We start from the raw sequence: 21591 nt of genomic DNA on the forward strand, positions 1-21591 counted from the left end.
GGTGCGGTGAGGGTGGGGCTCTTCTGCTTGCAAACGGCAGGCGACCAGAGGCGCTAACTGTGGCATAATGAGTGTTAAATCACACTTTTTATTTGAGTCAACGCCGTGTTAAGTACCAATAACATTACGATGCAGTTTGGCAGCAAGCCGCTTTTTGAAAATATCTCCGTCAAGTTTGGCAACGGCAACCGCTACGGGTTGATTGGTGCTAACGGTTGCGGTAAATCCACGTTTATGAAGATTCTTGGTGGCGATCTGGTGCCGAGTGGCGGCAACGTTGCCCTCGATCCCAACGAGCGTATGGGTAAGCTGCGTCAGGATCAGTTTGCGTTTGAAAATTTCAGCGTGCTGGATACCGTTATAATGGGGCATGCTGAACTCTGGACAGTAAAAGAAGAGCGTGACCGCATTTACGCGTTGCCGGAAATGAGCGAGGAAGATGGCTATAAAGTCGCCGATCTGGAAGTCAAATACGGCGAAATGGACGGTTATAGTGCAGAATCCCGCGCAGGAGAACTGTTGTTAGGCGTGGGTATCCCGCTGGAACAGCATTACGGTCTGATGAGTGAAGTCGCTCCCGGCTGGAAACTGCGCGTACTGTTGGCGCAGGCGTTGTTTTCCAATCCTGATATTTTGCTGCTCGATGAACCGACCAACAACCTGGATATCGACACAATCCGTTGGCTGGAAAATGTGCTGAATGAACGCAATAGCACCATGATCATCATTTCCCACGATCGCCACTTCCTGAATATGGTGTGTACCCACATGGCGGATCTTGATTACGGTGAACTGCGCGTTTATCCCGGAAATTACGACGAATACATGACGGCAGCCACGCAGGCGCGCGAACGTCTGTTGTCAGACAATGCCAAGAAAAAAGCGCAAATTGCTGAACTGCAATCTTTTGTTAGTCGCTTTAGCGCCAACGCCTCGAAATCACGTCAGGCAACGTCTCGTGCACGTCAAATCGAAAAAATTCAGCTTGATGAAGTGAAAGCCTCCAGCCGCCAGAACCCCTTTATTCGCTTCGATCAGGACAAGAAATTGTTCCGCAACGCGCTGGAAGTAGAGGCACTGGCGAAAGGCTTTGATAACGGCCCGCTGTTCTCTGGTCTGAACCTACTGATCGAAGTGGGTGAGAAGGTTGCCATCCTGGGTACCAACGGTATTGGTAAAACCACGCTGCTGAAAACCCTGGTGGGCGAGTTGGCGGCGGATAAAGGCACCGTAAAATGGTCTGAAAATGTCAACATCGCCTACTACGCGCAGGATCATGAATACGAGTTTGATGGCGATCTGACCGTGTTTGACTGGATGAGCCAGTGGAAGCAGGAAAAGGATGATGAGCAGGCAGTACGCAGCGTACTGGGTCGCTTGCTGTTTGGTCAGGACGATATAAAGAAGAAAGTGAAAGTGCTCTCTGGGGGCGAAAAAGGCCGTATGCTGTTTGGCAAGCTGATGATGCAGCGTCCCAATATTCTGGTGATGGACGAACCCACCAACCACCTGGATATGGAATCGATCGAAGCGCTTAACATGGCGTTGGAACTCTATCAGGGCACTTTGCTGTTCGTTTCCCATGACCGCGAGTTCGTCAGCTCATTGGCCACGCGCGTACTGGAAATTATGCCCAACAAAGTGGTCGATTTTACCGGCAGTTATGAAGAGTACCTGCGCAGCCAGGGTATTGAGTAATCCATAGCCTCTGTTACCCCGCTGTGTGCAACGACTGGCGCGCAGCGGGCGTTCCGTAGCACGTCCTCGCTCACTTCCCGTTGATAGCCCCAGAATACACGGCTACCTAATACATAGGATCTTGCAATCGCTGCATCCACCACGATTTGCTGAGAAGAGCACCGTTACTCTGCTACTCCCTTAGAGTTATAGTTTCGGCTATTTATTATTTTCGCCAGCCAGCCGTTGGCTATTGGTGCCATTTTGTCTTTTCCTTTACATGAGCGATATATTCCGCGTTGTGATGTAATTCAAAAAATTTGCGCTAAAGATTTTTATTTAACTAAATTATTTAAAGAGAATATTGAAAGATTTTATGTTGACCGGCTTAAATCAGAGAAATAAGATAAATTAGAAAAAGATATGATTAATATATTTTGTTATTTAAAATCAATGAATTGTGTTTTGTCTTTTAAAGGTTAATCGATTAAGTATCGGTTTTGTAGCGTGCAAAAAATAGCGATAATTAGTTATTGAGATTATTTCTCATTTAAATTCGGTGTGAATAAATAAAATAAAAGGATGATGCGTAAACAATCACACTTATAACAGAAATAAGCAGGCTAATGTTCCGCTGCTTGATGAAGATCAAGTCTGTTAAATGAATTTCCTCATTACCATACCCGTACACATGTTGTGTGTTATACCCCACACCGTTGAAGTTGCAGGTGCGTCGGCTATCTTGCTTACTCCGCCAGACTTATCCACATCAGTTTTCGGGAGTACGCGAGGCAGTCGTGTACCTGCTTTCGAAATCCATTGGGTAAGCTCCGTTCTGGTTACAGGAGAATAATAAAAAATTACTGAGGAAAATGTAATGCTTTCCCATCATGGCGTTAATCGCCGTGATTTTATGAAGTTATGTGCAGCACTTGCCGCATCGATGGGGTTAGCGGATTTCGCTGCCGCAGAGATTGCGCAATCCCTTGGCTCCGTGCAACGTCCGCCGGTGCTATGGATTGGCGCTCAGGAGTGTGCAGTTTGTACCGAATCCCTGCTGCGTGCGACTCACCCGACGATTGAAAACTTGCTCTTGAATACCATTTCGCTGGAGTACCACGAGGTACTTTCGGCCGCTTTTGGTGAGCAGGCAGAAGAGAACAAACACCGCGCTATTGAGCAGTACAAAGGTAAGTATGTGCTGGTGGTGGATGGTTCTATTCCGATTAAGGATGGTGGCATCTACTGCATGGTGGCTGGTAAGCCCATCGTCGATCATATCCGTGAAGCAGCAGAACATGCGGCGGCGATTATTGCCATAGGTTCCTGTTCTGCCTGGGGTGGTGTTGCCGCTGGCGGTGCTAGCCGGGCTTTCCGTGTTGGTGCACCGTAACACTCGGGATGAACGCAAGGCGGATGATGAAGATCACGCCGATCCGCATCATCCAAAGAAAGATCAGGAGAACGATCATGACGGCGCATAAAGCCAGCCCGCTGGGCGGGCGTCTGGTCAGTTGGCCGGTAATGCTGCTGGCACCGCTTGCGGTGATTTGCGGCGTATTGATTCTGCGGCGGCTTATCTTTGGTATCGGTGCGGTGGCGGCCCTGAACGGGGGCTATCCGTGGGGGTTGTGGATTGCGTTTGACCTGCTGGTCGGTACCGGGTTTGCCTGTGGCGGCTGGGCGCTGGCCTGGGCGGTTTATGTGTTTAACCGTGGGGAATATCACCCCCTGGTGCGTCCGGCGCTGTTGGCGAGCCTGTTCGGCTACTCGCTGGGTGGGCTGTCCATCACCATCGACGTAGGTCGTTACTGGAACCTGCCGTACTTCTACATTCCCGGTTTCTTCAACACCAACTCGGTGCTGTTTGAAACCGCCGTCTGTATGACCATCTACATCGGGGTAATGGCGTTGGAGTTTGCGCCCGTGGTGTTCGAACGGTTCGGATGGAAGAAAGCGCTGAAGCACCTCAACAAGGTGATGTTCTTTATCATCTCGCTCGGGGCATTGCTGCCCACCATGCACCAATCCTCCATGGGATCGCTGATGATTTCGGCTGGGTACAAGGTGCATCCGCTGTGGCAAAGCTATGAGTTGCTGCCGCTGCTGTCATTGCTGACGGCCTTCATTATGGGGTTCTCCATCGTCACGTTTGAAGGATCGCTGGTGCAGGACGGGCTAAAAGGTCGCGGACCCAATGAACGCCCGCTGTTTACCAAGTTGAGCGCTATCACACAGGTATTGCTGGTGCTGTTCCGGTTGCCGGGGGCGCGTGAAGATTAGCGCTGGCTGTTCGTCGGCGGTCTCAGCATGCTGTTCGGGGCGGCACTGTGGCGTTTGAGCTATTCACTGCTGGCGTTCAATCCTGGCGGTGGCTACCACTACTTCCCTGCGGCACAAGAAGTGCTGATCTCCATGGGATTTGTCGCCATTGAAGTGTGCGCATACATCTTGTTAATCCGGTTGTTGCCGGTTCTTCCCGCACTGGGAAGCGTTCATAAGAATTATCAGGCCGAGGTAAAGCATGAGCCAACGCATCACCATTGATCCTATTACCCGTATCGAAGGGCACCTGCGCATTGATTGCGAAATTGAGCAAGGGAAAGTCACTAAAGCTTGGTCTTCCGGGACCATGTGGCGGGGAATGGAAGAAATCGTTAAAGGTCAGGATCCGCGCGATGCGTGGATGATTGTGCAGCGAATCTGTGGAGTGTGCACGACCGTGCACACTATCGCTTCAGTGCGCGCGGTGGAAAACGCGCTCGCGTTGAACGTGCCGGTCAATGCACAGTACATCCGCAACCTGATTCTGGCTGCACACAGCATTCATGACCATATTGTCCACTTCTACCAACTGTCGGCGCTTGATTGGGTCGATGTGACGGCGGCGTTGAATGCGGATCCGAACAAGGCGGAAGCTCTGCTGAAAGGTGCATCTACCTGGTCGTTGAACAGCGCGGCAGAGTTCACCAAAGTGCAACAGAAGATCAAAGATCTGGTGGCCAGCGGTCAACTGGGGATCTTTGCCAACGGTTATTGGGGACACCCGGCCATGGCGCTGCCGCCGGAAGTGAACCTGATTGTCGTTGCTCACTACCTGCAAGCGCAGGAATGCCAGCGTGATGCGAACCGCATCGTTGCCATTCTGGGCGGCAAAACGCCACATATCCAGAACCTGGCGGTCGGCGGTGTGGCAAACGCGATCAACCTGGATGCCCTAGCGGTGCTGACCATGGAACGCCTGATGTACGTGAAATCGTTCATCGATCGTCTGGGTGATTTTATCGAGCAGGTTTACAAAGTTGATTGCGCGGTTATCGCAGCGCACTACCCTGAGTGGCTGACGCTGGGCAAAGGGGCTGATCACTACCTGAGCGTGCCTGAATTACCCACCGATAACAAAGGCGGCAGTTTCCTGCTGGCCGGCGGTTATCTGGAAAACGGTGATTTCAGCAAGTATCGTCCGATCACCAGCCACAACGATGCGTTTTTGATCGACGGCATCAAAGAAAGTGGTAAGCATGCTTGGTATAAAGATGATGAACCACTGGCACCGTGGGAAGGGCTGACGCGCCCCAACCACACTGACTGGCAGGATGATGGCAAATACACCTGGGTGAAAGCGCCAATGTTCTACGGTAAAACCGTCGAAGTCGGACCGCTGGCTTGGTTGCTGTGCGGTTTGGCGGCCAAACATAAAGATACTGAAACCCATTTCGCGCAGGTTGCTGGCCTGTATAAAGCGCTGACCGGTAAAACGCTGGAAGAGAAGCACCTGCACTCTACGTTAGGCCGTTTGATTGGTCGTACCGTGCATTGCTGTGTATTGAAAGATACCTTGGCGCAGCAGTGGCAGGCATTGGTGACCAATATTGGTAAGGGTGGCCATCAGACCTTTATCAAGCCGGATTTTACCCCGGACAAAGAGTACCGCGGCGTCGGGTTTGGCGAAATGCCGCGCGGTATGTTGTCGCACTGGATTGTGTTCAAGAACGGCAAGATCACCAACTATCAGGCGGTGGTGCCTTCAACCTGGACCTCCGGGCCGCGTAACTTTGAAGGGGTTCCTGGGCCCTACGAGCAATCGTTGGTGGGTACGCCGGTGGCCGATCCGCACAAACCGCTGGAAGTGGTGCGTACCATTCACTCCTTTGACCCCTGCATGTCTTGTGCCGTGCACGTGGTTGACGCGGTTAACGGTAATGAAGTCACTCGTGTGAAAGTGCTGTAACGGTCACGCTGTTGTTCGTCATTCCCGCATTGGCGGGAATGACGAGAAGGATGTCGTAAATCGTAAAAGGGTTCATCATGAAAACATTGGTGTTAGGGATTGGCAACCTGCTGCTGAGCGATGAAGCAGTTGGCGTGCGCATTATCGAAACGCTTGAACGGCAATACGCATTCTCGCCGGAGATTGATATCGTCGATGGCGGCACGGCGGGCATGGAGTTGCTTGAAACCATGGCCAAGCGCGAGCATATGATCGTAGCCGATGCAGTGTTGACCGATTGCGCACCGGGCACCGTGACCGTGCTGCGCGACAACGGAGTGCCTGCGCTGTTTACCCGTAAAATTTCCCCACACCAGTTAGGGTTGGCGGATGTGCTGATGGCGCTACAACTGACGGACGAGTTTCCTCGCCGGTTAATGCTGGTTGGTGTGGAGCCTCAGTCGTTGTAATCGACGATTGGGCTTAGCGACTGCGTGCAGCGTGCTATCGAGCCTGCTCTGGCGCAGATCCTGGCGGCGTTGAGCGCCAGCGGTATCACGGTCCGCAGGAAAACGCAACAAGAACAGGCGGCGTCTCCGACCACCTGCCTGTCGGTGGAGCACTGCGTATGAGTGCGCGTGTCGACGATCCCTCAATGGTGACCGATAGCGGTGTGAGTTAAGAGACGTTGGGTTTCGCGGATTCTCCCGCCGTCTGGCTGGAAGCGGCGTTTACCCGCGTCGCTCACAGTGATATGCAAACTTTACCGTTTTATCGTGCCGCCATTCCGGTAAAAACATGCGGTTTCACACTGTTTGAACAGCAGTGGGTTGGTTGCTTGTTAACACCCTGGACGCTGAGTCTGTTGGTGTTGCCGGGGCCGGAACAGGTGTGGTCACGGCGCACGGCCGGCGAGCGTCTGGCGCTGCAATTACCGTGTGGCAATGTCACGTTTATGGTGAGCGAAATTGCCGATGCGAGCGGCCAAAACCACCAGTATCTTTCCTGTTCACTGATGTCGCCCATCGATCCCCATATGTCGGCGCAGCAGGCGTTAACGCTGGCGGAACAAAGCGCGCGCATGGCGCTGTCGCTCCCGGTGGTAGATGCCAATGCGCCGCGTAATCTCAGCCGTCGTGCGCTGTTCCTGAGAGGGAACGCGTAGCATGCACGAAATATCCCTATGCTACAGCACGCTAGAGTTGATTGAGCAGCAGGCGCGTCAACATGGTGCGCATAAAGTCACTGGCGTATGGCTGGAAATTGGGGCGCTGTCCTGTATTGAGGAGAGCGCATTACGCTTTTGCTTTGAATCCGTTTGCCGACAAACGCTGGCGGAAGGATGCGAGTTACACGTTGCCGTGCGCGCGGCCCGGGCCTGGTGCTGGGAGTGCAGCGCGGTGGTTGATATTTCGCGCCACGGTGCGGGTTGCCCGCAGTATGGCAGCTATAATCTGCGAATTGATGAAGGCGATAGCCTGCAATTGAAACAGTTAGCAGTAGAGTAACGCGGTTCAACACCGTAAGGAGTCAGTTCCTATGTGTACCACATGTGGCTGCGGCGAAGGGGAACGCAGAATTGAAGGTGATGAGCACGACCATCATGCTCATCAACATGCCCATGCTCACCATCACGATCATCACCATTATTCGCATCAACAGGTCGCTTTTCAGCCACAAGTGAACGGTTCAGCTCTGCACTATGGGCAGGGGGAAGCGGGAACGCATGCACCGGGCATGGCACAACAGCGGCTGTTGCAGATTGAAATGGATGTGCTGAGCAAAAACAATGCGCTGGCTAAACATAACCGCGAACATTTTTCTGCACAAAACATCCTGGCGCTCAATTTGGTTTCCAGCCCCGGTTCCGGCAAAACCACCCTGTTGACGCACACGCTTGATCGTATCAGCAGCCATGTGCCTTGTGCGGTCATTGAAGGTGACCAACAGACGACTAACGATGCTGAACGTATTCGTGCAACAGGGGTGAGTGCTATTCAGATGAATACTGGGAAAGGCTGCCATCTGGATGCGCAAATGGTGCATGATGCCGCGCATCGTCTGCAACTGGCGGATAACAGCATTCTGTTTATCGAAAATGTCGGCAATCTGGTGTGCCCAGCCGGGTTCGATCTCGGCGAACGCCATAAAGTGGCGGTGCTCTCGGTGACGGAAGGTGAAGATAAGCCGATGAAATATCCGCATATGTTTTCTGCTGCCGCTTTAATGATCGTCAACAAGATCGATCTGCTGCCGTATCTGGATTTCGATCTGGACGCTTGCATCGCGTATGCACGCCGTGTGAACCCGGATATTCAAGTGATTGCCCTCTCCGCCCGCAGTGGCGAGGGGATGGATGAATGGTTCGCCTGGCTGGAGGCACAACAATGTGCTTAGGCATTCCGGGTAAAGTGGTATCGGTCGGTGAAGATATTCACCAACCGGCGCTGGTGGATGTGTGCGGTGTGCAGCGTGCGGTGAATATCGCGCTGGTGTGCGAAGGTGAACCGGCAGAATTGATCGGCCAGTGGGTATTGGTGCACGTCGGGTTTGCCATGAGCCTGCTGGATGAGCAGGAGGCTCAGGATACGCTGGACGCATTGCAATCCATGCAAGCGGTTGGACTGGAGCTGGACGAAATGCGCCAGCACGGGGATGGTTATGCAGTACGTTGATGAATTTCGAGATCCTGAATTAGCCAAAACGCTGCTGAGGGAAATTGAAAAGCAGGTGGTGGCGATGCCGCACTGGCGTGAACATCCTCTGCAACTGATGGAAGTGTGCGGCGGGCACACTCACGCCATCTTCAAGTTTGGGTTGGATCGGCTTTTGCCGCCGGAGATCGAATTTGTGCATGGCCCCAGTTGCCCGGTGTGTGTTGCCGATGGGACGCATTGATGCCTGTATCGAAATCGCCTCGCACTCGGAAGTGATCTTCTGCACCTTCGGTGATGCGATGCGCGTGCCGGGACGCAATGGCTCCTTGCTGGATGCTCGCCGTCACGGCGCGGATGTGCGTATTGTTTACTCGCCGCTGGATGCGCTGGCGCTGGCGGAGAAACACCCAGAGCGCCAGGTGGTGTTTTTCGGGCTGGAGTTTGAAACCACCATGCCCAGCACGGCGCTGACACTACAGCAGGCCAAACGGCGCGGCATTCACAATTTCTCGCTTTTCTGTCAACACATTACCATTATCCCCACCTTGCTGGAGCAGCCGGATATCCGTATCGACGGCTTTCTGGCACCGGGCCACGTCAGCATGATGATCGGCGCCTCGCCGTATCAACCGTTGTGCGATGAGTTTCATAAGCCGTTTGTCATCACCGGGTTTGAGCAGTTGGATATACTGCAAGCGTTGCTGATGCTGGTGACGCAACTGCGTGAAGCGCGCTACCAGGTAGAGAATCAGTATCGCCGTATTGTGCCGGATAGTGGTAACGGACTGGCGCAAAAAGCGATGGATGAGGTGTTTGAAATCAAGGCCAGCAGTGAATGGCGTGGACTGGGTGAGATTGCCGATTCTGGCATGCAATTGCGCGTTGCCTATCATGACTATGATGCCGAACGTCGCTTTCAGCCTCGTCAGCAACGGGTGGCCGATGAACCGCTGTCACGCTATGGTGACGTGCTGACCGGTCGCTGCAAACCGGCGGATTGTCCGCTGTTTGCCTCGCATTGCTCACCAGAGAACGCCATTGGTGCACTGATGGTATCGTCAGAAGGGGCCTGTGCTGCCTATTATCAATATCGCCGGGAAGAAAGTCCCGTCGGGAGTGACGTTTAAGTGAATATTTGCAAACCGCCCAAAGAGATAACGCTGGCGCACGGCAGCGGCGGTCAGGCTATGCAACAACTGATTGCCTCATTGTTTTTAACCGCATTTGATAACCAGCTGCTCGGACAACGGGAAGATCAAGCGCGTATGCCGTTGGCCTCGCTAACGCAGCAGGGCGATCGTCTGGCGTTTACTACCGATAGCTATGTCATCGATCCGATTTTTTTCCCCGGAGGCGATATCGGCAAGCTGGCCGTGTGCGGCACGGTCAACGATCTGGCGGTCAGCGGTGCACAACCGCTTTATCTTTCTTGCGGCTTTATCATTGAAGAAGGGTTTTCCGGCGAGGATCTGGTGCGTATTGTGACGTCTATGGCGCACACCGCGCAGCAGGCGGGCGTACAGATTGTGACCGGGGATACCAAGGTGGTGCCGCGCGGTGCCGCCGACAAACTGTTTATTAACACGGCGGGGATCGGTGTTATTCCTACTGAGATCAACTGGGGGGCATCGCAGATCCGTGCCGGTGATAAAATCATCGTCACCGGGACTTTAGGCGATCACGGTGCGACCATCCTTAATTTGCGCGAAAAATTGGGCTTGGAAGCCGAACTCAGCAGCGACTGTGCTGCTCTGACGCCGATGATTGCACCTTTGCGCGCGATTGAAGGGGTGCGTGCGCTGCGTGATGCTACGCGCGGTGGTGTGACGGCCATCCTGCACGAATACGCGCAAGCCAGCGGCTGCGGTATGGTGATTGACGAGGCGGCACTGCCTCTGAAATCGGCGGTGCGTGGTATCTGCGAAATTCTGGGGTTGGAAGCGCTGAACTTTGCCAATGAAGGTAAGTTGGTGCTAGCGGTGGCCCCGCAGGCGGAACAGGCGGTGCTTGACGCGCTGCATGCACATCCGTTGGGCAAAGAGGTGGCTACTATTGGCGAAGCGACGGCATCGACTCAGGTGCGCTTGCGCGGAATATTCGGCACGTCACGACTGCTGGATTTGCCGCATAACGAACCTATGCCGCGTATCTGCTAACGCAACAACACAGACCCTTTTGGGTTTTGCTTAGCGCAAAGAATCCCGCTGAAGTGTACGGGGCCGCTTACCCGGCGGCCTCACCCACCTCAGCGGGATTTTTTACGCAAATGAAAAACAATACAACATTCCTTTGGAGTCTAGCTCTTACTATGAGCAACGGTATTCGCATCCGCGTTAAAGGCAAAGTGCAGGGGGTGGGGTTTCGCCCTTACGTGTGGCAGCTGGCGCATCGATATCAATTGTGCGGCAATGTCAGCAATGACAGTGCAGGGGTGTTGATTCATCTGGTGATGTCTCCACTTGTTGCCTTGTTCCTTGACGACCTTGCCCGCAAATGCCCACCGTTGGCCCATATCGACAGCATCGAATCACACCCTTATGAATGGGAGCAGGAATCCACCGATTTTAGAATTGCCCACAGCGGTGCGGGGGCGATGGATACGCAGGTGGTGCCAGATGCGGCAACCTGTCCTGCCTGTCTGCAAGAGCTGATGACGCCCGGCAATCGGCGCTATCACTATCCCCTTATCAACTGCACTCACTGCGGCCGCGTTTTACCATTATTCGCCATATGCCTTACGACAGGCCTAATACAGCGATGGCGACGTTTCCTCTGTGTTCGCCGTGTGCCAGTGAATACCAAAACCCTGCCGACCGACGCTTTCATGCCCAACCGACGGCATGCCCAGATTGTGGGCCACACCTGTGGTTGTGCGATGCCAGCGGTAATGAACTGGCTCAAGGCGATGCGGCGTTAGAACAGGCTGCGAGGGCACTGCAAGTGGGGCAGATCGTTGCAGTCAAAGGGCTGGGTGGTTTTCATCTGGCGTGCGATGCCACGCAACAACAGGCAGTAGAGCAATTGCGCCAGCGTAAACGTCGCCCAGGTAAACCGCTGGCGGTGATGCTGCCTGCCAACCCGCTCCAGCATCTACTGCTGGCATTGGCGGATCGCCCTCTGGTGATGACCTCCGGTAATGCCAGCGGCAAACCGCCAGCGTTGACCAATACACAAGCGTTAGACGATCTTACTAGTTTGGCCGATCTCTGGTTACTGAATAACCGTGATATCGTGCTACGTGCCGACGATTCGCTGGTGCGCTGTAATGATGGCGCAGCGGAAATGCTGCGCCGTGCTCGCGGCTATGTGCCTGATGCGTTTTCGCTACCGCCCGGTTTTGAACACCAGCCCGCACTGTTGGCGATGGGCGCCGATCTCAAGAACACCTTTTGCCTGCTGCGCGATAGCACTCTTTGAGGACATCTATCGTTTCACGCCCACAACGATTGCCGTGGATGCCCATCCTGGCTATATCAGCCACCGCCTTGGGCATCAGCGCGCCGAAAATACCGGTATTGCCTGCCATGAAGTGTTACACACCATGCCCATATTGCCGCCTGTCTGGCGGAGCACGGCTGGCCGCGCAATGCCGGATCCGTTGTTGGCTTGACGCTGGATGGTATCGGTTACGGTGAAAATGGCCAATGGTGGGGAGGTGAGTGCTTGCTGGCCGATTACCATTCCTGCTTTTATCGGGGCGGGCTGCCTGCGGTCGCGTTGCCAGGTGCGGATCTGGCGGCCCGCCAGCCGTGGCGTAACTTGCTGGCGCAGTGGCTACGTTTTGTGCCTGACTGGCGAGCTCAGCCGCAGGCGGCGCATTTTCCTCAACATGAACATGTGCTGCCTGTGTTGATCAAAGCGATTGAGCGCGGTGCGCAATCGCCGCACAGCTCGTCGGCCGGGCGGCTGTTCGATGCGGTAGCGGCGGCAACGGAATTTGGCGTACGTGAACAGAGTTGGGAAGGTGAAGCCGCTTGCCAGTTGGAAGCGCTGGCATGGCAAAGCGATGTTCAGTTCCATCCGGTATCAATGCCGCTTGTCGGCAACCGGTTAGATCTGGAGACATTCTGGCACGAATGGCTGGCCTATCAGGCAGCGCCTGCGCGGCGCGCTCACGCCTTTCACGTGGCGCTGGCGCAAGGTTTGGCTGAGTTAGCCCGACAGGTTGCGCGTGAGGAAAATACCCATACCATCGTGCTTTCTGGCGGTGTTCTACATAACCTATTGCTCAGCACATTGCTGCATCGTGAACTGTCTGATTTTACAGTATTGCAACCTAGGCGTTTGCCCGCAGGCGATGGTGGTCTTTCGCTGGGACAGGCATTGATTGCTGCGGCGCGTGGATAAGCGTGAAATTAATGTCAATATATTGTTACATGATATATATGTTATTTTGAAATTCGTGCTGATAGATTTAATTTTAAATAAATCAGTTTGTATGTATTTAAATTGCTTTTAAATAACGCTTAAAGTAAGTTTTTTAATGAATTGAGATTAATTATAAATATATTTCAGCCGCAATGAAGTCAAATTCCTAAAAATATTATTCGATTGAACTTATTTCTTGTTTTGTTAAAACTCAAAGGCTAACCTTTACCGCTTCTTATTTGTTTGGTTTTTTTATTTAGTCTGAGTGTTAACATATGTCATACAACTATTTTATTTACAAGAAAAGAAAGTTTAAGCAAAGCGTTCCTCGCAAAGTCACCGTGATGGTGTGGGTAAATATCTTTTTCCAATTGCTATTTCCACTGAGTATTTCTTTTTCTCCGGCGATGGCTGCGGCTATTGCCGCTTCCACGCATACTTTTTCAGATACTGAATCGTATGTGTTAGGTCCGGGGGAAACAGTTGATGCCATTGCAAAAAGATATGGAGTTTCTGTTGAAGAACTACAAAAAATCAACCAGTACAGAACGTTTTCTAAACCCTTTTCAGCCCTGACAGCGGGCGATGAAGTTGAAATTCCGCGTAAGCGCTCCCCTTTCTCTATAGACAACCAACAGCCTGTTGAGACAGAAAATCGGCTCGAAAGCCAGGCGGTGGCAGGGGCTACGATGCTATCCAGTAAAAATACCGCCAAATCAGCAGAGCAGATGGCGCTCTCCGCAGCCAATAGCGAAATCAACAATTCTGCCCAGCAGTGGCTGAGTCAGTACGGCACTGCCCGTGTACAGCTAAACGTCAATGATGATTTCAAATTCGATGGCAGTGCGGTAGACGTTCTGGTGCCTTTAAAAGATAACAATAAAAACATGTTGTTTACTCAGTTAGGCGCGCGCAATAAAGATAGCCGTAATACCTTAAATGCGGGTATTGGCTACCGTACTTTTCAAGATAATTGGATGTACGGTGTTAATACCTTTTTTGATAATGATATTACCGGAAAAAATCGCCGGGTTGGTGTAGGCGCAGAAGCTTGGGCTGACTACGTAAAATTGTCCGCAAACAGCTATTTTGGCCTAACCGATTGGCATCAGTCGCGTGACTTTGTTGATTATTATGAGCGTCCCGCAAACGGTTATGATGTGCGTGCAGAAGCCTATTTACCGGCCTACCCGCAGTTGGGGGGTAAACTCATGTATGAGCACTATCGTGGCAATGATGTCGCGTTGTTCGGTAAAAATAATCGCCAGAAAGATCCGTATGCCATGACGACAGGACTTAATTATACTCCGATCCCGTTATTTACCGTGGGGGCTGAACATCGCGCTGGTAAAGGCGGACAATCTGACAGTAGCCTTAACCTACAGTTCAATTATCGCCTTGGGTCGTCCTGGCAGTCGCATATCGATCCTTCTGCGGTAGCATCGATTCGTACCTTGGCGGGCAGCCGTCACGATCTGGTCGAGCGTAATAATAATATCGTGCTGGAATACCAGAAACAGGATGTTATTCGCCAGGCCCTTCCTGCTCAGATTAACGGTGAAGCAGGGGCAATGGTAACAGTGAATGCGCAGGTTGACAGCCAGCATGGCCTTGATCGTATCGAGTGGGACAGTAGCGCACTCGTTGCGGCTGGCGGTGAGTTTACGCAGGTTTCACCGCAGTCTGTGGTAATGACATTGCCCCCATATCAATCAGCACGCAATAGCAAAAGTAATGTCTATACGGTAACGGCGGTAGCCTATGACAGTCGGGGAAATGCTTCCTCTCGCTCAACGCTGCAAATTTCCGTAGAGCCAAGTACAGCTGGCATTACTGAAGCCAATTTGACAATAACGACAAATAACGCGCTGGCGAACGGCACGGCGAGCAACGCGGTGCAGGCGCGGGTGACGGATGCGAGCGGTAACGCGGTGGCGGATCAGACGGTGGCCTTTGCGGTCGACAATGGCGCGAGCGTGACCACGGTGATTGGCACCACCGGCGCGGACGGTATCGCCACGGCGACACTAACCAGTACCAGGGCAGGTACCAGCGTGGTGACGGCGACGGTAAACGGCAAGGATCAAACGGTAAACACGCTGTTCATCGCCGATCACAGCACGGCAACGATAGCCGATGCGGACTTTACAGTGGGTAGCGGTGCGGCAGCAAACACCGAGCAGAGCAATGCACTGAAAGCAGTGGTGAAAGACGGAAACGGCAATTTGGTTTCGGATATCACCGTGACCTTTGCGGTAACGAGTGGTAGCGCGACGTTAACGATTCCTGCGGTCCAGACGGATGAGAGCGGCGTGGCGCAGACCACACTGACAAGTCTGGTGCCAGGTGATAACCTCGGTGAATAGCTCCAGCACACAAGAGAAAAACTCAAGGTTTAACGGTGATATTAACACTGCTGTGATTGAACGCGCCTGGGTAGAAAAAGACAACGCTATTGCTGATGATGACGACTATGTTGAGCTGCGTTCTCGCGTTATCGATGCAAATGGCAATGCGGTTGAAGGCGTTACGGTATCAGCAAGCTGGGGCGGCGCTGCCCAACATTTAGGTTCAACGCGGACTGATGCTGACGGCATCTCTACCCATCGCTTCAAAAGCAAGGTTGCGGGCGCTAACTCAATGAGTTTAAGAACGTATATCAATGGTACTTATGGCCCTTACAACTATTTAAATCCTGTCTTTATCGCCGATAATAGCTCGGCAGCGAGGGCTGCAAAGACAGCATGCCGTCCACGTTTAGCTGCTGCCAGTGGCTGACCTTGGCGAGCGTTTGTGTTTCGGGCAGGTAGGTGGTGGTTTGATCCACCCCTACAACTGTGCTGCCGCTCCCTACGGCATAGACGATTTCCGCCAAAGCACCGCCAGCGACTACGATGCGTGCTGGAGTTGATGTTTCCTGTGCGGATAGGCTACATGCCAGGCAACTGATAAACAGCGCAGATATCACCCTTAACATGTTATTTCCCTCAGAATGCCATGGAAGCGCCAATCACCGTGCTTAACCCTGAGGCCGGAATGCTTTCATGCGCGGTGGTGTAGCGTTTGTACAGCAGGTTGTTCAGCGCCCAGTTCACCTGATATTGGTCATCCTTGCCGAAGGTGGCGATAAACGCCAGATTGGCCGTTGCCCAACCAACATGCTGGGTTTCCTGATCGGCGGTGCTGTCTGTGGCACGCGTTGCTGCACGCAGGAAGGCATCTGACCCCAGTGAGAACTGGTTGAACAGGGCGACATGCTTCACACCAAAGTGCCCGGTCAGTGTAGGTTCGCCAGTGTCAAAGGTGCTGCGGTTTTCCAATTCCAGTTCGCGGCGAATCACATTCCCAGTGACATAAGGGGATACTGCCCAGCCCAGATATTCCGCATGCAGTTCCAGTCCGTAGGTTTTCGCTCGATTGGCGTTCGCATAATAGCGACTGCTGGCATCGGTGCTGCCGGCGCAGGCAGCGTTGCCTGCACAGTTGAGCGTGGTGATATAATCTTTAGCGCGTGAGTGATACACGGCACCGTCCAGCAACCAGTCTGCATTTTTATAGCGAGCGCCGAGTTCATAGTTGTCCGAACGCTCCGCTTTCAGATTCGGGTTACCGTACGTGGTGCTACCACCTGCGCTGGTATCGTAGAACTTATGGGTTAAGGTTGGGTAAACGTAACCCTGCGCATAAGAAGCGCGTAATTGTGTATTGGTAAAGCCCGAATAGCGCAGCGTGGTCACGGTAGTGCTGTCGTGTTCGCGCTGGCCAGCTTTAGCGCTGTTGGTGTTAACAGAACCGTTTACGCCAATCATGGCAGGGAAGCCGTAGCGAGTAATAATGCCATTACTGGTGCTACCATAAGAGAGTGATTCTACCCAGTATTGGCGAGCGCCCAAGGTCCAGGTCCAATCCGGGGTGACTTTCCATTCATCTTGAGCAAATAATGACCAGTGCGTTTGCTGCCAGTGGGCATAAGAGTTGATATTTGGATTGATATTGATGTTGTACGGGCTGCCTAAGAAGCTGATCGTCTTTCCAATATTGACGTTGGTTGATGCGATTTGCTTAACATCATCGCGTGACCACTGCCCGCTGACAATCAGCAGGTGATTATCCCAGGGGGGTGAGATCGGTTTGCACCGTGATACCGTCGCTAACTTGTTTATCATTGGTGCCGGTTTTCAATGCCATCACAGAATCTGTCATTGCCCAACCTTGGTAGCTGTAGTCAACGCCGCTCTGTACCAAATCTTTGCGGAATTCCCGCTTGATGTTCTGTCGGTAGGCATCCAGATGCACTTTTTTCAGCAGGCTGTTGCCCACGTTCCAGTCGTAGAACAGACCGATTTTATCGCGTTCCAAATTGGGAATACGCACGCTGAAGCTGTCATATTCGGTGGAGCTGTTGTAGGTCTGAGTGCTGACTTTATATCGGTCCAACGACAGCCAGAACTTATGGTCTCCGAGGCGATAGCCCAGCCAGGCGGATTGGCTGTTGTTACGAAAATCGGTACCGGGCAGGCGGCCATCCGGCGTGCTGCGATTACCCTGATCGCTGTAGCTGCCGCTCAGGCGATATTCGAAATCCCCAAGTGAACCGTAAGCAATCGCTAATTGTTGCCAGCCTGCGGTCGCGCTGTCATACATCACCTTAATTTTGCTACCGATGGGCGAGTCTCCGCCTTTGCGGGTAAATTGATAATCCCGCCAATGGTCTGGGAGCCGTAAAGCACTGAGTGTGGCCCTTTCACCACTTCCACGCGCTCGACATAAGACGGATCGATCAGCAGGCCCAGACTGTAATTTGGTCCGGCGCGCTGATAGGTCACTTCCTGCCCATCAATAAGCACCAACACGCGCGAGGCTTCTTAGCCACGAATACGAATCTGCTTACGCCCGGCCAACGAACTGTCGACAATATCCACCCCGGGAATATCCCGCAGCGCTTCCGCCATCTGATCGCCGGTAAATCGGCTCAGTTTTTCACGGTCGATAACCTGCATACTGACTGGGCTTTCCCACAGATTTTGTTCAGTGCGCCCGGCGCTGATAACCGTGATTTCGTCTTCCTGTCCGGCAGCCAGTGAGGTATGGCTATAAATTAGCGACAGTAAACATACCGCTGTGTGCGTCATTATTTTTTTCATTTGTTATCCCTGAAAAGAAAACAATTCTCATTTGCATTGCGAATTATTGTATTTCAAATGAAACTTTTGATCAGAATATTTTTATATTTATGTGATGAATGTCATGAATTATTTTTAATAATCACTTGATTTTTGTGTATTTACTTAAATTAAATAAACTTAATGAAGTGACAATATTTATCATTGATGTAACAACATTATTAACTTTTATTTTTAATATATTGATTTTAATTGTTTTTTAACGTTTTGGCTGGATTCTGTTTTTTACAAAAAAGCGAAAAATGCGTTAATGCAACCGTAAGTTTTGAGCCGGGTTTCTGTTTGGTCCGCAATTCACGTCGGGGCGTGTTGCTAAATACAAATAGTTATCATCTAATCTTTTTACCGTTGTAGAAGTGGAAAGGATGAAAGAAGAGATGAACATTTGATTTAACGCCGTATTACGCCCAGCCCGGCGAGCAACCGTTCTCCGCACGGCGTATGGCGATGCCTTGGCGTAATCATGTACCGCTTTCTCCAGAGCAGATTGCCGCAATCTGGCAAACCTTGCGTCAGCAAACGGTGCCGGCGCGCAAGCGTCTGCTCTATTTACACATTCCTTTCTGTGCCACGCACTGCACTTTTTGCGGCTTATATCAGAACAAGTTGCGCGATGACAGCACCGCTGCCTATACCCGCTATCTGCTACAGGAGCTGGCGCTGGAAGCGGAAAGTACGCTGCATCAGTCCGCGCCCATTCATGCGGTCTATTTTGGCGGTGGCACGCCGACGGAGCTGTCCGCTGACGAACTGTCGCAGATTATTCGTGCCATCCGGACCTCTTTGCCGCTGGCGCCCGACTGCGAAATAACCATTGAGGGCCGCAGCGCCGGGTTTGATGACGAGCGAATCGACGCCTGTTTGACCGCCAGCAACTCATCCACTTTTTGGAAAACCTGTGTAGCCGTGACAAGGCTGCCGTGGTGTGTGATTTGATGTTCGGTTTACCGGGACAAACCGCAGAAAGCTGGCGCGAAGATTTAGCGATTGTCAGCGATCTGCCGCTGGACGGTGTCGATCTTTATGCTTTGAACCTGTTACCGACCACTCCGCTGGCAAAAGCGGCAGAGAACCAGCGTGTGACGCTGCCGGAAGTAATGGAACGGCGCGATTTTTATCACACCGGGGCCGACTTCCTGGCTAATGCAGGCTGGCATCAGTTGAGCAACAGCCACTGGGCAAAAACCACCCGGGAACGCAATCTCTATAACCTGCTTATTAAACAAGGTGCTGACTGTCTAGCAATGGGCAGCGGCGCTGGCGGCAACGTCAACGGCCAGGCGTATATGATGGAGCGCGATTTGGAACGCTACTACGCGAAGCTGGATAATGGTGAGAAACCGATCGCGATGATGACGCCAGCCAGTAAAGCCGGAGCCTGGCAGCACCGCTTGCAAGCCGGTATTGAAATTGGCCGTGTTGCCCTGCCGCTGCTTACACCGCAGGCAGATGTGCTGACACCGCTACTGCGCCAATGGCATGAAGCCGGGTTAACCCGCGATGCGTCAACCTTCCTACGGTTAACCAACGATGGACGTTTCTGGGCAAATAATCTGATGCAGACGCTACAACAGCTTATCCCTCAGCTCAATGCTGGGGAATCATTGCCTCATTAAGGGAAGAAGATAATGACTCTACAAGAATTGTTGGCGACAAATCCGGATGGCGCCTTAGAGGCGATCGCGGAACAATACCAGGCCAGTCTGTTTGCGGTTACCGAAGCATTGCCGGAAGTACAGCGTACACTGGTTGCGGGGGAACAGTTCGATCGCGTGTGGGATACTATTACCCAGTGGGGGGAAGTGACGCTTATCAGTCACACGGCTGATGCCATTCTGGAATTCAAGAGCGTGTTGCCGACCGGAACGCATCGCCACGGTTATTTTAACCTGCGTGGTAAAAATGGACTAAGTGGCCATATACGTGCCACTCGCTGCGAGCACATCGCACTTATTGAGCGTAAGTTTATGGGGATGGATACCGCTTCCGTTGTGTTTTTCAATGCGTCGGGTGATGCCATGTTCAAAATTTTCCTGGGCCGCGACGATCACCGTCAACTGCTGGCGCATCAGGTTATCGCATTCCGTTTGCTGGCCGATGAACTGCGGGCGGTGGCAGCGTGACGCCCTGGTTGCTGTTCGGTGCGGGCAGCGGCGTTGGCGCGTGCCTGCTGCAGCGTGCACTGGCGTCGGTTATTCTGGTTTTGCGCGACAGTGAACAGGCCAGACACTGGCGTGAGCAGGGCGTAACCGTGGTAGAGGGCGATGCCTGTGAGCCCGCGGTGGTTGCAGAAGCCTGCCGGATGGCAGGGTCGGATGCGGTAATTGTCTCCACGCTGGGCGGCGGCTCGGTGAACTATCTGGGACACCGAACGCTCATCGATGGCGCAGAACAGGCTGGCCTGAAGCGTATGCTGCTGGTGACTTCACTGGGCTGTGGTGAGGGTTGGCCGTTGCTCTCCGCGCGGGCGAAAGTCGCCTTTGGTCTGGCGGTGAGAGAGAAATCGCTGGCGGAATGCCGGTTGCAAAGCAGTTTGCTCGATTACGCCATTGTTCGTCCTGGTGGGCTGCTGGATGTGGTTGCGACACATAACGGCCAACTGACGCAAGGACCTGCAACATTGGGGGCTTATCTCACGTCAGGATGTGGCATTCGCGTTGGAGAAACTGCTGCTGCAACCGGTATTTGGCAATCAAATCTACAACCTGATCGATCCCGATCTTGAAATGCCTGCGGTACGCTAGTTTCGCAGCCCTACCGTCGTTTTTATTGCGTGCGCCGCTGTGACGGTACACGCAATGACATCTCTTTGGTAAACAACGTTCTCTTTGACAAACCAGCGATTTCCCTTTCGTCTTGTCGTCGTGTTCTCTGGTTTGGCCGAAATGTTATTTTTTCGTTAACGCCGGTGCGACTATACTGATAGATAACGGCGTAGCATGGTGCGCGTCGATATGACGAATCCGGCGGCGAGGAGAGGAAGTATCCCGATGGATGAGATTAAACGTATTCTGAGTGATGATATAGAACGGCTCAATCGTAAAGAGAAGCGCGATAACAAGATCCGCTTTAATCCCGGTTTTATCCGTAAACACCCTTATCTTTTTGGCGGCATGTTGCTGTGCTACCTCCCGGTGATGCTGATTTTGGGGTTTGCCGACTATTTCGGTAGCGGGTATGTGGTGGGGTTCACGCTGTTTGTGCTGGGCGTGTCACTGTGGCTTTCCTGTCATGTGAGTCCTCGCTACCACTTTGACGATATTGACCAGATGGATTTGCGCGTCTGCTATAACGGCGAGTGGTTTAATAAGCACAGTATTTCGCAACAAGCGTACGCACAAATTCAATCTAGCGCAGAGGTTACCCCCGAGGTGAAGCAGGACGTGGCGCAGATTCAGCAGGCCAAGGGGAAAGTGACTTTTTTTGATGTGTATGCGCTGGTGTATCTGAAGTCACAGGGTTCGGCGGTGTGACCAGATGCTCGTCTCGTGACAGT

The 21591-nt window shown here is 52.7% G+C and carries 14 protein-coding genes and 9 pseudogenes; 20 read left to right on the forward strand and 3 right to left on the reverse strand.

Going from position 1 to position 21591, the window contains the following annotated elements; all coding sequences use genetic code 11:
- Positions 1 to 105 precede the first annotated feature (105 nt).
- From JZM30_RS02045 to JZM30_RS02120, 16 genes and pseudogenes are all read left to right on the forward strand, one after another.
- A complete protein-coding gene (locus tag JZM30_RS02045; protein ID WP_252317402.1) occupies positions 106 to 1698 on the forward strand; it encodes an ABC-F family ATPase in 1593 nt (530 codons plus the stop codon).
- Positions 1699 to 2554: 856 nt separating this feature from the next.
- A pseudogene (locus JZM30_RS02050) lies at positions 2555 to 3043 on the forward strand (hydrogenase small subunit); the annotation flags it as partial.
- A pseudogene (locus JZM30_RS02055) lies at positions 3015 to 3161 on the forward strand (hydrogenase 2 operon protein HybA); the annotation flags it as partial. The pseudogenes JZM30_RS02050 and JZM30_RS02055, both read left to right, overlap by 29 nt.
- Positions 3148 to 4224, forward strand: a pseudogene (locus JZM30_RS02060) (Ni/Fe-hydrogenase cytochrome b subunit). The pseudogenes JZM30_RS02055 and JZM30_RS02060, both read left to right, overlap by 14 nt.
- The gene (gene hybC / locus JZM30_RS02065) at positions 4202 to 5908 is read left to right on the forward strand and encodes a hydrogenase 2 large subunit (RefSeq protein ID WP_252317403.1); all 1707 of its coding nucleotides are present in this window, start codon (positions 4202 to 4204) and stop codon (positions 5906 to 5908) included. The pseudogene JZM30_RS02060 and the gene hybC overlap by 23 nt, the downstream one beginning before the upstream one ends.
- Before the next feature lie 77 nt (positions 5909 to 5985).
- Positions 5986 to 6519 (forward strand): annotated as a pseudogene (locus JZM30_RS02070) (HyaD/HybD family hydrogenase maturation endopeptidase).
- Positions 6520 to 6575: 56 nt separating this feature from the next.
- Positions 6576 to 7052: a hydrogenase-2 assembly chaperone gene (gene hybE, locus JZM30_RS02075; protein ID WP_252317404.1), complete on the forward strand. Its 477-nt coding sequence runs from the start codon at positions 6576 to 6578 to the stop codon at positions 7050 to 7052.
- 1 nt (position 7053) lies between these two features.
- Positions 7054 to 7395 carry a hydrogenase maturation nickel metallochaperone HypA gene (hypA, locus tag JZM30_RS02080; RefSeq protein WP_252317405.1) on the forward strand — a complete coding sequence of 114 codons (342 nt, stop codon included), beginning with the start codon at positions 7054 to 7056 and terminating at the stop codon, positions 7393 to 7395.
- Between the two features lie 31 nt (positions 7396 to 7426).
- On the forward strand, positions 7427 to 8284 hold the full coding sequence (gene hypB / locus JZM30_RS02085; protein ID WP_252317406.1) for a hydrogenase nickel incorporation protein HypB: 858 nt from the start codon (positions 7427 to 7429) through the stop codon (positions 8282 to 8284).
- A complete protein-coding gene (gene hybG, locus JZM30_RS02090; protein ID WP_252317407.1) occupies positions 8275 to 8562 on the forward strand; it encodes a hydrogenase maturation factor HybG in 288 nt (95 codons plus the stop codon). The genes hypB and hybG overlap by 10 nt, the downstream gene beginning before the upstream one ends.
- A pseudogene (hypD, locus tag JZM30_RS02095) lies at positions 8549 to 9671 on the forward strand (hydrogenase formation protein HypD). Before hybG ends, hypD begins: the two are co-directional and overlap by 14 nt.
- A complete protein-coding gene (hypE, locus tag JZM30_RS02100) occupies positions 9672 to 10700 on the forward strand; it encodes a hydrogenase expression/formation protein HypE (protein WP_291829900.1) in 1029 nt (342 codons plus the stop codon).
- A gap of 152 nt (positions 10701 to 10852) precedes the next feature.
- Positions 10853 to 12891 (forward strand): annotated as a pseudogene (locus tag JZM30_RS02105) (carbamoyltransferase HypF).
- A gap of 365 nt (positions 12892 to 13256) precedes the next feature.
- Entirely contained in the window at positions 13257 to 15278 is a 2022-nt protein-coding gene (yrIlm, locus tag JZM30_RS02110) for a YrIlm family inverse autotransporter adhesin (protein WP_286673471.1), read from the forward strand.
- Positions 15271 to 15690 carry an Ig-like domain-containing protein gene (locus tag JZM30_RS02115; protein WP_252317409.1) on the forward strand — a complete coding sequence of 140 codons (420 nt, stop codon included), beginning with the start codon at positions 15271 to 15273 and terminating at the stop codon, positions 15688 to 15690. The genes yrIlm and JZM30_RS02115 overlap by 8 nt, the downstream gene beginning before the upstream one ends.
- Positions 15683 to 15823, forward strand: a complete 141-nt coding sequence (locus JZM30_RS02120) for a hypothetical protein (RefSeq protein ID WP_252317410.1) — start codon at positions 15683 to 15685, stop codon at positions 15821 to 15823. Before JZM30_RS02115 ends, JZM30_RS02120 begins: the two co-directional genes overlap by 8 nt.
- 76 nt (positions 15824 to 15899) lie before the next feature.
- On the opposite strand, the gene JZM30_RS02125 is transcribed toward JZM30_RS02120, so the two are convergent.
- From JZM30_RS02125 to JZM30_RS02135, 3 genes and pseudogenes are all read right to left on the reverse strand, one after another.
- Entirely contained in the window at positions 15900 to 17078 is a 1179-nt protein-coding gene (locus JZM30_RS02125) for a TonB-dependent receptor (protein WP_252317411.1), read from the reverse strand.
- A complete protein-coding gene (locus JZM30_RS02130) occupies positions 17020 to 17559 on the reverse strand; it encodes a TonB-dependent receptor (protein ID WP_252317412.1) in 540 nt (179 codons plus the stop codon). The genes JZM30_RS02125 and JZM30_RS02130 overlap by 59 nt, the downstream gene beginning before the upstream one ends.
- Positions 17556 to 18056 (reverse strand): annotated as a pseudogene (locus JZM30_RS02135) (TonB-dependent receptor plug domain-containing protein). The gene JZM30_RS02130 and the pseudogene JZM30_RS02135 overlap by 4 nt, the downstream one beginning before the upstream one ends.
- Before the next feature lie 426 nt (positions 18057 to 18482).
- Here JZM30_RS02135 and JZM30_RS02140 point away from each other — a divergent pair.
- The 4 genes and pseudogenes from JZM30_RS02140 to JZM30_RS02155 form a co-directional block, all read left to right on the forward strand.
- Positions 18483 to 19711: pseudogene (locus JZM30_RS02140) on the forward strand (heme anaerobic degradation radical SAM methyltransferase ChuW/HutW); the annotation flags it as partial.
- Positions 19712 to 19723: 12 nt separating this feature from the next.
- Entirely contained in the window at positions 19724 to 20218 is a 495-nt protein-coding gene (hutX, locus tag JZM30_RS02145; protein WP_252317413.1) for a heme utilization cystosolic carrier protein HutX, read from the forward strand.
- Positions 20215 to 20839: pseudogene (locus JZM30_RS02150) on the forward strand (NAD(P)H-binding protein). The gene hutX and the pseudogene JZM30_RS02150 overlap by 4 nt, the downstream one beginning before the upstream one ends.
- A 246-nt stretch (positions 20840 to 21085) precedes the next feature.
- Positions 21086 to 21568 (forward strand): YlaC family protein, encoded by a 483-nt coding sequence (locus JZM30_RS02155; protein ID WP_252317414.1) that lies wholly within the window; start codon positions 21086 to 21088, stop codon positions 21566 to 21568.
- Positions 21569 to 21591 lie beyond the last annotated feature (23 nt).

The organism is Candidatus Symbiopectobacterium endolongispinus (genome assembly GCF_018777385.1).
GTDB lineage: Bacteria > Pseudomonadota > Gammaproteobacteria > Enterobacterales > Enterobacteriaceae > Symbiopectobacterium > Symbiopectobacterium endolongispinus.

Excerpts from the sequence above, each read along its gene's own strand:
- hybC (WP_252317403.1), top strand. The coding sequence starts at position 4,202 with ATGAGCCAACGCATCACCATTGATCCTATTACCCGTATCGAAGGGCAC.
- hypA (WP_252317405.1), top strand. The coding sequence starts at position 7,054 with ATGCACGAAATATCCCTATGCTACAGCACGCTAGAGTTGATTGAGCAG.
- hypB (WP_252317406.1), top strand. The coding sequence starts at position 7,427 with ATGTGTACCACATGTGGCTGCGGCGAAGGGGAACGCAGAATTGAAGGT.
- hybG (WP_252317407.1), top strand. The coding sequence starts at position 8,275 with ATGTGCTTAGGCATTCCGGGTAAAGTGGTATCGGTCGGTGAAGATATT.
- yrIlm (WP_286673471.1), top strand. The coding sequence starts at position 13,257 with ATGGTGTGGGTAAATATCTTTTTCCAATTGCTATTTCCACTGAGTATT.
- JZM30_RS02125 (WP_252317411.1), bottom strand. The coding sequence starts at position 17,078 with ATGATAAACAAGTTAGCGACGGTATCACGGTGCAAACCGATCTCACCC.
- hutX (WP_252317413.1), top strand. The coding sequence starts at position 19,724 with ATGACTCTACAAGAATTGTTGGCGACAAATCCGGATGGCGCCTTAGAG.
- JZM30_RS02155 (WP_252317414.1), top strand. The coding sequence starts at position 21,086 with ATGGATGAGATTAAACGTATTCTGAGTGATGATATAGAACGGCTCAAT.